Genomic DNA, 10,161 nt, shown 5'->3' on the forward strand with positions numbered 1-10,161 from the left:
CCGCTCGCCTGGCCGCTGCACCCGCGCAGCCGGGCGCGGCTGGCGGCGCATGGGCTGGCGGTGCCGCCCGGCGTCACCCTGCTGCCGCCCCTGCCCTATCTGGAATTCCTCGGCCTGCTGGCCCGCGCCCGGCTGGTGGCGACGGATAGCGGCGGGGTGCAGGAGGAAGCGACGGCGCTGGACCTGCCCTGCCTGACCCTCCGCCCCAGCACCGAACGGCCGCTGACGCTGGAGCTCGGCAGCAGCCGGCTGGTGGCGCCGGCGGCGCTGCCGGGCGCGGTCCGGCAGGTGCTGGCGGGCGCCTGGCCGCGGGCCCGGCCGATCCCGCTCTGGGACGGGCTGGCCGGGGCGCGGATGGTGGCGCATCTGCGGGAATGGCTGTGATGCGGCCGGATGGGCATCGAGGGGGCCTTGCCCCCTCGTGCTCCCCCACCGAAGGCCGGAGGGCCTTCGGAAACCAGGAGTCCGGGCGCGACGGTTCAACCTGCGGACTCAAGGGTTCCAAGGGCCTTTCGGCCCTTGGCGGGGTGTGCCCGAGAGGGGCGGCGCCCCGCTCGGACGTGCTCCTCCTCTCCGCCGCGCATCCGCCAGACGACATCCGCGTCGTCCGCAAGGAAGGCGCCGCCCTGGCCGAGGCGGGCTGGCGCATCCGCCACCTCGCGCCTGGCGGCGCCGCGCCGCCTGCCGTCGCGGGCGTGGCGCTGGAAACCTATCGTCGCGCCCCTGGCTGGCGCGGCCGGCTGCTCGGCATCCTGCCCCTCGCCCGCCGCGCCGCCGCCAGCGGCGCCCGGGTCATTCATGCCAGCGAGCCGGATGCCTGGTTCGCCGCCCTGCTCGCCGCCCGCCGCAGCGGCGCGCGCGTCGTGATCGATGTGCATGAGCACTACCCGTCGCGGCTGGATGGCAAGCTGCCATCCGCGCTGCGGCCGCTGGCGCGGGGGCTGATCCGCCTCGCCTGCCGGGCGGCGGGCCGGCTGGCGGATGCGGTGGTGGTGGCGAAGGACGGCCTCGCCGGGGATTTCGGGCCGCACGCCCGCATCGTCCCGGTGCGGAATTACGGCCTGCCTTGCCCCGTCACGCCGCGCCGCCACGCGCTGGGACCCGTCACCCTGGTCCATGCCGGCGCCCTCGGCCGCAGCCGGGGCTGGCCGCAGATGCTGGCGGCCCTGGCGCGCTGCCCACCCGGCACCCGCCTCCGCCTCATCGGCCGCTTCACCGATGGCAGCGAGGCAGAATTCCATGCCGAGGCCGCCCGCCTCGGCCTGACGGACCGCATCGAGACCCTGCCCTGGATGCCGCATGCGGAGGCCATGGCGCGGCTGGCCGAGGCCGATATCGCCCTGGTGCTGTTCCAGCCGGGTGAGGTGAACCACACCCTCGCCCTGCCGCATAAGCTGTTCGACGCCATGCTGGCCGGCCTGCCGGTCATCGCGCCCGATTTCGCCACCGAGGTCGCCGCCGTGCTTCGTACCGCCGGCTGCGGGGAGCTGGTGCCGACCGGCGATGCCGCCGCCATCGCCGCCGCCGTCGCTCGCCTCGGCTGCCCCGCCCGCCGCCAGGCGCTGGGCGAGGCCGGCCGCGCCGCCGCCCTCGGCCCCTTCTCCTGGGCGGCGGAGGCGGAACGGCTGGTCGCCCTCTACCGCGCGCTGCTGGGCTGCGCCTGAGCTCCCGCCAAGCCCGCTTTCCGGCCGTTCCGGCGCCCCACCCCGCGGTGGCGCCAGGGGCGGAAGCGGCCTATAGCAGCGGCATGGCCCGCCTCGCGCCGCACCGCATCCTCCTCAACCTGCTGCTCGATTCGGCGCTTGCCGGCCTTGCCCTGCCGCTGGCCCTGCTGCTTGCCTCGCCGGGCGAATGGCCGCCGGCGGCCTGGTGGCTCGGCGGCATCCCGGGCGCCGCGCTGGCCCTGGCGCTGGCCGGGCTGCCGGTCCGCCTCTCCCAGCAATACTGGCGCTTCGCGGGGCTGCGGGACCTGCTCGGCATCGCCGGCGCGGCGCTGCTCGGTGCGCTGATCTTCTGGGGCGGGCTGCTGGCGCTGGACGCCTGGCGCCCGGGGAACCCGGCCTTCCCCGTCCTGCACGCCCTGGTCCTCGGCCTTCTCCTCGGCCTCCCCCGCATTGCCGGCCGGCTGCAGCAGACCCGCCACGCCGCCGAGGCCGAGGCGTCCGCGCAACCCGTCCTTCTCGTCGGCACCGGCGATGCCGCGGATCTCTTCATCCGCGCCCTGGCCGGCGAGCGCCGGCCGAGCTACCGCGTCACCGGCATCCTCTCCATGCGCTCCCGCCAGGCGGGGCGCCGCATCCAGGGGCACCCCATCCTCGGCACGGCGGAGGACGCCGCCGCCATCCTCGACCGGCTCCGCGCCGAGGGGCGGCTGCCCGCCCTCATCGTCCTCGCCACCCCGCACGCCCAGGGCCCGGCGCTGGAATCCCTGCTGGACGCCGCTGACCGCCACGGCATCCCGGTCCGCCGCGCCCCCTCGGTCACGACGCTCGACCCCACCGCCACGCGCCACACCGCCGCGCCGCTCGATACGCCGCGGCTGCAGCTCCGCCCCGTCGCCATCGAGGATCTGCTGGACCGCCCGCAGGTCCCGCTGGACCGCGACGGCATGGCGCGCCTCGTCCAGGGCCGCCGCGTCCTCGTCACTGGCGCCGGCGGCACCATCGGTGGCGAGCTGGCCCGGCAGGTCGCCGCCCTCGGCCCCGCCCAGCTCACCCTGCTCGATCACGGCGAATACGTCCTCTACGAGATCGACCTCGAGCTGCGGGAGCGCCACCCGGAACTCCCCCGCCGCGCCGTGCTCGCCGATATCCGCGACGAGGGCCGCATCCGCCGCCTTTTCGAGGAGATCCGGCCGGAGCTGGTCTTCCACGCCGCCGCGCTGAAGCATGTGCCGATGGTGGAGAACGACCCGCTGGAGGGGCTGCTCACCAACGCCCTCGGCACCCGCGTGGTGGCGGATGCGGCGCGGGCCGTCGGCTGCCGCGCCATGGTGTTCATCTCCACCGACAAGGCGGTGAACCCGACCAGCGTCATGGGCGCCTCCAAGCGCCTGGCGGAGATGTACTGCCAGGCCCTCGACATGGCCGCCCGCTCCGGCGAGCCCGCCCCCGGTGGCACGGCCCACCCTGCCATGCGCTGCGTCACCGTCCGCTTCGGCAACGTGCTCGGCTCCACCGGCAGCGTGGTGCCGCTGTTCCGCCGCCAGCTCGAACGCGGCGGGCCGCTGACCGTGACGCACCCGGACATGCGCCGCTACTTCATGACGGTGCGGGAGGCGGTGGGCCTCGTCCTCCAGGCCAGCGTCATCGGCGCCGAGGACCGGGCGGATCAGCCGCCGGAGCTGCGCGAGGGCGGCATCTTCGTCCTCGACATGGGCAAGCCGGTGAAGATCGTGGACCTGGCGCGCCGCATGATCCGCCTCGCCGGCCTGCGGCCGGAGGAGGATGTGGAGATCCGCTTCACCGGCCTCCGCCCCGGCGAGAAGCTGTATGAGGAGCTGTTCCACGGCCAGGAACCGCCCCGCCCGACGCACTTCCCCGGCCTGCTCGTCGCCACTCCGCGCACCGCCGACCCGGCCCTGGTCGGCCGCGCCATCGACGAGATCGCCGCCGCCGCCCGCAGCGGCACGCCGCGCGCGGCCCTGGCCCAGCTCGGCCGGCTGGTGCCGGAATTCGACCACAACGCGGACGGCGCCGGCAGCCGCGCGGCGCAGTAGCGGGCCCGACATGAAAAAGGCCCGGAGGCGCTGCCCCCGGGCCGGAATGCCCGGACCTTCAAGGCCCGGGCCCCTGCGGCGCTGCCGCCTGCGGCTCAGATGAACCAGTGATCCGTCTCGGTCGCCTCGCTGGCATTGGGGCGGCCGAAATCCTCGGTCACGAAGATCGCCGGGCTGCCATGGTAGTCGCCCTTGACCAGGCCGATCCCGATCTCCGTGAAATTGGCGTTCAGGATGTTCGCCTTGTGGCCTGGCGAGTTCATCAGGTTCTGGTGGAGCTGGCGCACATCCGCCTCGTCCAGCGTCGTCGCCACGGAGCCGCCGATATAGGCGATGTTCTCGCCCATGGCGGACCAGCCATAGCCCGCCGAGGTCATGCGCGCCCCGGCGCTGCTGCCGCCCTGGCCGGTGTGGGAGAAGACGTCCTGCGCGTCCATCCACTCGCTGTGCTTGCCGGCCGCGACCACCAGCTCGGCATCGAAGGCCAGCGGCTTCAGCCCCGCCTCGGCGCGGGAGGTGTTGACGAGCTGCAGGAAGTAGGTCTCCAGCGCCGAGACGCCGGGGTGGCTCTCGGTGGGCGCCGGGGTCGGGGTGGGCGTGGGCGTCGGGGTGGGAGTCGGCGTGGGCGCCGGGCTGGTGCCGATCGTGTCCGGCTCCGCCGCCTCGGCGGCGTTCGGCCGGCCGAAATTCTCCGTCACCACCACCGCCGGGCCGCCCTTGAAGTCGCCCTGCGCCAGGCCGATGCCGATCTCGGTGAAATTGGCGCTCAGCAGGTTCGCCCGGTGGCCGGGCGAGTTCATCAGCATGCTGTGGAGCTGCTGCACATCCGCCTGGTCCAGCGTGGCCGCGCCGGGGCCGCCGGTCAGGGCGATGTTCTCTCCTACCGTGGTCCAGCCATAGCCGGCATCGGTGACGCGCTGCGCCGGCGTGCTTCCGTTCACGCCGTTATGCGAGACGACATCCTGCGCCAGCATCCAGTCGCTGTGCTGGCCGGCCGAGTAAAGCAGCTCCCCATCGAAGGTGAGCGGCTTCACCCCGGCCTGGGCGCGCGACGCGTTCACCAGATCCAGGAAGTAGGTCTCGAGGGCGGACGGCATTTCATTTGGCATTCGAGTCTTGATTCCCTTCCAGGCGCCCGAAGGAAGTACTTCTTTCGACGTAGTCGGCAGGGCGCGGGTCCACAGCTAGGGGAACTCCGAATTAATTCGCAAGGATTCTTTTGTGTTGATTTTTCCATGCGACGAGTATGGGCCGGCGTCCAGGTCCTTGCTTTCATAACGAGACTCGTATTATTCTTTGACTCGACTTCTGGAAGAAGGTGACTGGCCGCGAAAGATCCGCCTGCCCCGGCCCACCGGCACGCGTTGCCCTCCTCCCCCAGTTTGGGCAGGTTGCCCGGACACCAGCGCATCACAGGAGGAGAGATGCCCGTCATGCGATCCATGACCCTGCCGGCCGCCCTGGCGGCGGCCTGCCTCGGGCTCGCCACCCCCGCCCTCGCCCAGGGGAGCCCGGGCGGCAGCACCACCCCCACCTCCGTCAGCACCACCGCGGACCTCGCCGCCATCTGCCTGCCGGGGGACCAGGACCCGCGGCGGCTGGAAGCCATTGCCTACTGCCAGGGCTACATGACGGCCGCCGGCCAGTACCACACCATGCTGCACCGCCCGGGCGGGCGGCGCCGGCCGCTCTACTGCCTGCCCAGCCCGCCGCCGAGCGTGGCGGACAGCGCCATCGCCTTCGCCCGCTGGGCGCGGCAGAACCCGCAACACAACCAGGAGCCGGCGCTGGACGGGCTGTTCCGCTGGGCCCAGACCACCTACCCCTGCCCGCAGGAGGCGGCGCCGAGCCGCCCCCGGACCAGCCGTTGAGGAGAAGCACCATGGCCATGACGAAGCTGCGTGGAGTGGCACCCGCCACGGCCCTGCTGGCCGCCCTGACGCTGGGCGGCTGCGAGAACGCCACCCGGACCGAGCGCAATGTCGGCACCGGCGCGCTGGGCGGCGCGGCGCTGGGGGGCCTCATCGGCTCCTTCAGCGGCAATCTCGGCTGGGGCGCCCTGCTGGGCACCGCCGCCGGCGCCGGCGCGGGGTATTTGTACGAGCAATCCGAAAGATCCTCGGACCGCGCCTACCAGCAAGGGGTGCGGGACGCGTCGCGGGCGCGGCGCAGGGGGTATTGAGTTAGGCGTGTGCGTGTCAGGGGGCGCCGCCCCTGAAACCCCGGCAAGGAGGGCGCTGCCCTCCTTGGCTGCGAACCAGAGTGAGTGGGCCTAGCTTTTGGACGGTTCTTGCCGAGAATTGCGATATTGGAACCAGCAAGAACCTTTCAACAAATTTGCTATCAGCTTGATTACCCCTCTGTGCTCTTGCCAGGATCTCCGCCCATCACCGCAGGAGAGACAACATTTCCTGGCGGCATCTCGAATGCGATAGTGTCCTTTATAAAATTTAGCCCTTTCAGAAGCGCCCACGCGCCACTAATCGCCGCCATATCGGAAGCCACGAAGCAACCCTGAATAACGTTGTTCGAAAGTTGCACAGGCGTAGTACCGTTATAAACAAATGTTACGTTGGTAAATTTACAGCGTACGTATGAATATCCGTCCAAAATGACGCGTTCGTTCCTGAATGTTTTTCCAATGATCGTGATTGGACTGTAGGGTTCTGGCCAATATTGAGGCGTAGCATGAGAATTTAAGGTCGACGCAGAACCAATCTGATTTATTTTTTCGTTCTTGATTTCCATTTCGGCCTTCATGATCAAAATATCTTTCTCTAATTTTTCCCGTTGTTGTTTAAGTAAAGCGATTTCTGCATTTTTGTGGGATATTTCTGTCTCCTTATTCTTAAAAGCTCGCCGATTGAATGCGATCACGGTGACACTGGTCGCTGAGAAACAAGCAACAACCAGAAGCACGAACAATACGGGTGCCGCCTGGATCATCGGCAGCACGTCGTTCAATTGAGCTAGCAGGTTTGCAGGCAACATCACTCCGAAGATACCGCCTCACGTTAGACTTCCGCAATCGTTGTGGCGGAGTTGCTGCCGCTACAGCACTCCCTGGGGATCGTCGCCAACTCCGGTTCGCATAACCTTATTCGCGCGGTAGATGGGCTGGTGCGTCTCGCCTGCGGCAGTCGCATCCGTCGCTGGATGGAACCGGCATGAAGACTCATGGTGTCCAGAGGCCTTTCGGCCTCTGGTGGGGGGAGCGCGAGGGGGGCAAAGCCCCTCTCGCCCCCGCAGCCCGCCGCTGTTGCGCCGCGAAACGCCGGGTGATTTGGCCGGCGCGGTCCTGCCGGCCTATGCACTCCCCATGAGCACGCCCCGTCCCATCGCCTTCTTCGACATGAAGGCGCAGCAGGCCCTGATCCGCGACCAGATCGAGGCCGGCATTGCGCGCATCCTGGATCATGGCCGCTTCATCCAGGGGCCGGAGGTTGATCAGCTCGAAGCCCAGCTTGCCGCCTTCTGCGGCGCCGGCCATGCGGTCGGCGTCTCCTCCGGCACGGATGCCATCCAGATCGCCCTGATGGCGGAGGGCATCGGCCCCGGCGATGCCGTCTTCCTCCCCGCCTTCACCTACACCGCGACGGCGGAGGTGCCGCTCCTCCTCGGCGCCACGCCGGTCTTCGTCGATGTCGACCCCCGCAGCTTCAACATCGACCTGGCGGATCTCGAGCGCCGGATCGCCCTGGTGCAGCAGGAGGGCCGGCTGAAGCCCCGCGCCGTCATCGCCGTCGATCTCTACGGCCTGCCGGTGGACTGGCCGGCGCTGAACGCCATTGCCGAACGCCATGGCCTGTTCACCCTGGATGATGCCGCCCAGGCCTTCGGCGGCGCGCTGCAGGGCAAGCGCCTCGGCCGCTGGGCGCATGCCACGGCCTGCAGCTTCTACCCCACCAAGACGCTCGGCTGTTACGGCGATGGCGGCGCCCTCGTCACCGAGGATGCCGGGCGCGCGGAGCTCTACCGCTCGCTGCGCACCCATGGGGAGGGCAAGACGCGCTACGAGGTGCTGCGCACCGGCATGAATGGCCGGCTGGATTCGATCCAGGCCGCCATCCTGCTGGCCAAGCTGCCGCTGCTGGAGGGCGAGCTGCAGGCCCGCGCCCAGGCCGCGCAATGGTACGAGGCCGCGCTCGGCAACCGCGTGCAGACGCCGCAGCAATACCCAGGCGCGGAGAGCGCCTGGGGCATCTACACCATCCTGCTGCCGGACGAGGCCGCCCGCGCCCGCGTGCAGGCGGCGATGCAGCAGGCGGGCGTGCCGAGCGCCATCTACTATCCGAAGCCGCTGCACCTGCAGCCCGCCTATCGCGCCGCCCATGCCGGCAGCATTGCCGGTGGCCCGCCCCCGCTGCCGGTGGCCGAGGATCTCTGCACCCGCTGCCTCTCGCTGCCCATGCATCCCTATCTGACGCAGGCGGATGTTGCGCGGGTGGCGGAAGCGGTCATGAAACATCTGTAATCGGCGTAATCTCAGCGATCTGTGTTGAACCCAGGCGCGTTGCCACGCTTCCATGACGGTATCCCGTCAAGGAGGCTACAGGCATGCGCCGGCGCTCCCTGCTTGCCGCGGCCGGCGCCGCGGCCCTGCCTCTCCGCCAGGCTTCGGCGCAGGGGGAGCCGGTGGATGTGCTGCTCCTCCTGGCCGTCGATGTCTCCCGCTCGGTCGATGAGGATGAGGCGCGGCTGCAGCGGGAGGGCTATCGCAACGCCGTCGCCGACCCCGCGGTGGTGGAGGCGATCCGCGGCGGCATGATCGGCGCCATCGGCCTGGCCTATGTGGAATGGGCCGGCGCCGAGTATCAGCGCCTGGTCCTGCCCTGGACCCGCATTTCCAGCCAGGGGGAGGCGGTGATCTGGTCGGAACGCCTGGCGGAGGCACCGCGCGCCTCCCTCTCCTGGACCTCCATCTCCGGCGCGCTGGATTTCTCCCGCAGCGTGATGGCGGAGGCGCCCTTCGATGCGACGCGCCGCGTCATCGACGTCTCCGGCGACGGGGTGAACAACAGCGGCGGCCCGGTGGAGCTGGCGCGCGACCGCGCGGTGGCGGAGGGCATCACCATCAACGGCCTGCCGATCGTGAATGACCGGCCGACCTTCGGCCGCATGCCGCCCATCCCGCTGGACGAGTATTTCCGGGAAAGCGTGATCGGCGGCCCCGGCGCCTTCGTCATCGTGGCGGAGGATTTCAACAGCTTCGGCAATGCCGTGAAGCGCAAGCTGATCCGCGAGATCGCGGCGCTGGGCGGGCCCATGGTCGCCTGAAGCTCGGGCACCGGGCGCAGCGCCGCCCGATGCTGGCCGGCCGTGCCGGAGAAGGATGGCAGGCCCCATGGCGCCGGTGCCGCTCGCCCGCGCGGCCTTCAGAGACCGGCCCCAGCCGCTTGCCGACGAGCCGACCGCGCCGGCACGGGTCTGGCTTGGCCGGCGCCGCCTGGGGCGGATTGGTGGAGCTTCGCTCGCCCATCCGGCTCCGGCTTGTCGCCTGGCCGCCTGATTTGCGGTTCCGGTCGGTCCAACCTCACCCGATCACGCCCTGTCCCCGGCGCGTGCCCCTTCCGGCACGCCACCACTGGCAGGCGTCGATTCCGCTCCCGGGCCGATCGCCCTTGTCGTCGGCGGCCTCCCGGTTCGCTGGACTCCGGCGAAGCGCTACCGCTCCAGATCCTCGATGGAAAGGCCGAAGGCCGCGACGCCCTCCGCCAGCAGGTCGCCCAGCATGTCCATGCCCAGCAGGTAGCTGGCGGCGTCGCCGCCGCCCTCGTTGCGCTCGGCGGCGAGGCGCAGCGCCTCCTCCCACTCCTCCGGCCCGTAATCGCCGCGGCCGGTCCAGGCGAGCGCGATCAGCGCCGCCTGCTCATCCTCGTTGAGCTGGTCGATGAAGTCGCGCAGCGTCTGCTCGGTCAGCTCCTCCGGGTTCTCCTGCAGGAGCGCCGCCTCGCTGTTCTCATCCTCCGAGAGTTGCGCCTCGTCGGTCTCCTCCTGCCCCTGCAGCGCGCGGGCGTGGTCAACGACCGTCGCCACCGTCTCCAGGCTGATACCGAGGTCGATATCGTCGTCTTCCATGGACCGTGCCATCGGGGTCGCCACCCTATCCTCTGACCTCGGGTAAAACAGCAGCCGCCGCACCGGTTCCGCGTGGCGGCCGGGACTCGGCGGAAAAACCCCGCGGGAACACCCGCGGGCGGCGGCGCGTTCGCGGCCGCACTGGGTCCAAGCTGCTCTATTCGGGACGCTAAGCCATGCCCCTCCGGGTTGCAAGCCTGCCGCTGTTCTGCGCGGGGATCGCTGCCACGCTGCTGACCGCCGCGCCGGCCGGCGCGGCCGGCCTCGCCCCTGGCTTCTCCTGCGGCCTGGCGGCACCGCAGGCGGAGCAGGCGGCGGTGCAGCGCATTGCCGCGCGCCGCCATGGCGCCGCCAGGCGCCGGCAC

11 protein-coding genes are annotated in these 10,161 nt (G+C 70.6%); 8 read left to right on the plus strand and 3 right to left on the minus strand.

Features of this window, described 5'->3' with window-relative positions; translation table 11 throughout:
• The 3 genes from NJ376_RS26420 to NJ376_RS26430 form a co-directional block, all read left to right on the plus strand.
• On the plus strand, positions 1-384 hold a 384-nt coding region (locus tag NJ376_RS26420), incomplete at its 5' end, for a UDP-N-acetylglucosamine 2-epimerase (protein WP_252956357.1).
• 176 nt (positions 385-560) lie between these two features.
• Positions 561-1,664, plus strand: a complete 1,104-nt coding sequence (locus NJ376_RS26425; protein ID WP_252956358.1) for a glycosyltransferase — start codon at positions 561-563, stop codon at positions 1,662-1,664.
• Between the two features lie 83 nt (positions 1,665-1,747).
• On the plus strand, positions 1,748-3,718 hold the full coding sequence (locus NJ376_RS26430) for a polysaccharide biosynthesis protein (protein ID WP_252956359.1): 1,971 nt from the start codon (positions 1,748-1,750) through the stop codon (positions 3,716-3,718).
• 95 nt (positions 3,719-3,813) lie between these two features.
• On the opposite strand, the gene NJ376_RS26435 is transcribed toward NJ376_RS26430, so the two are convergent.
• Complete coding sequence (locus NJ376_RS26435) at positions 3,814-4,815, minus strand: CAP domain-containing protein (protein WP_252956360.1); 1,002 nt, start codon at positions 4,813-4,815, stop codon at positions 3,814-3,816.
• A gap of 336 nt (positions 4,816-5,151) precedes the next feature.
• On the opposite strand from NJ376_RS26435, the gene NJ376_RS26440 reads away from it, so the two are divergent.
• Both NJ376_RS26440 and NJ376_RS26445 read left to right on the plus strand, forming a co-directional pair.
• A complete protein-coding gene (locus NJ376_RS26440; protein WP_252956361.1) occupies positions 5,152-5,589 on the plus strand; it encodes a Rap1a/Tai family immunity protein in 438 nt (145 codons plus the stop codon).
• An 11-nt stretch (positions 5,590-5,600) separates the two neighbouring features.
• Positions 5,601-5,900 (plus strand): glycine zipper domain-containing protein, encoded by a 300-nt coding sequence (locus NJ376_RS26445; RefSeq protein WP_252956362.1) that lies wholly within the window; start codon positions 5,601-5,603, stop codon positions 5,898-5,900.
• A gap of 170 nt (positions 5,901-6,070) precedes the next feature.
• On the opposite strand, the gene NJ376_RS26450 is transcribed toward NJ376_RS26445, so the two are convergent.
• Positions 6,071-6,682, minus strand: coding sequence for a hypothetical protein (locus tag NJ376_RS26450; RefSeq protein WP_252956363.1), 612 nt, complete (start codon positions 6,680-6,682; stop codon positions 6,071-6,073).
• 355 nt (positions 6,683-7,037) lie between these two features.
• Here NJ376_RS26450 and NJ376_RS26455 point away from each other — a divergent pair, with 355 nt between their 5' ends.
• The gene (locus tag NJ376_RS26455; protein WP_252956364.1) at positions 7,038-8,192 is read left to right on the plus strand and encodes a DegT/DnrJ/EryC1/StrS family aminotransferase; all 1,155 of its coding nucleotides are present in this window, start codon (positions 7,038-7,040) and stop codon (positions 8,190-8,192) included.
• Positions 8,193-8,275: 83 nt separating this feature from the next.
• Positions 8,276-8,995 carry a DUF1194 domain-containing protein gene (locus NJ376_RS26460; protein WP_252956365.1) on the plus strand — a complete coding sequence of 240 codons (720 nt, stop codon included), beginning with the start codon at positions 8,276-8,278 and terminating at the stop codon, positions 8,993-8,995.
• Between the two features lie 387 nt (positions 8,996-9,382).
• Here the strand turns inward: NJ376_RS26460 and NJ376_RS26465 are convergent, their stop codons facing one another.
• Positions 9,383-9,796: a DUF3775 domain-containing protein gene (locus tag NJ376_RS26465; RefSeq protein ID WP_252956366.1), complete on the minus strand. Its 414-nt coding sequence runs from the start codon at positions 9,794-9,796 to the stop codon at positions 9,383-9,385.
• Between the two features lie 176 nt (positions 9,797-9,972).
• Between NJ376_RS26465 and NJ376_RS26470 the strand changes: the two genes are divergently transcribed.
• A partial coding sequence (locus NJ376_RS26470; RefSeq protein ID WP_252956367.1) for a hypothetical protein occupies positions 9,973-10,161 on the plus strand: 189 nt, incomplete at its 3' end.

This window comes from Siccirubricoccus soli (assembly GCF_024178315.1).
GTDB lineage: Bacteria > Pseudomonadota > Alphaproteobacteria > Acetobacterales > Acetobacteraceae > Siccirubricoccus > Siccirubricoccus soli.

Coding starts and splice junctions, on each gene's coding strand:
- NJ376_RS26430 (WP_252956359.1), top strand. CDS start 1,748: ATGGCCCGCCTCGCGCCGCACCGCATCCTCCTCAACCTGCTGCTCGAT.
- NJ376_RS26435 (WP_252956360.1), bottom strand. CDS start 4,815: ATGCCGTCCGCCCTCGAGACCTACTTCCTGGATCTGGTGAACGCGTCG.
- NJ376_RS26440 (WP_252956361.1), top strand. CDS start 5,152: ATGCGATCCATGACCCTGCCGGCCGCCCTGGCGGCGGCCTGCCTCGGG.
- NJ376_RS26445 (WP_252956362.1), top strand. CDS start 5,601: ATGGCCATGACGAAGCTGCGTGGAGTGGCACCCGCCACGGCCCTGCTG.
- NJ376_RS26455 (WP_252956364.1), top strand. CDS start 7,038: ATGAGCACGCCCCGTCCCATCGCCTTCTTCGACATGAAGGCGCAGCAG.
- NJ376_RS26460 (WP_252956365.1), top strand. CDS start 8,276: ATGCGCCGGCGCTCCCTGCTTGCCGCGGCCGGCGCCGCGGCCCTGCCT.
- NJ376_RS26465 (WP_252956366.1), bottom strand. CDS start 9,796: ATGGAAGACGACGATATCGACCTCGGTATCAGCCTGGAGACGGTGGCG.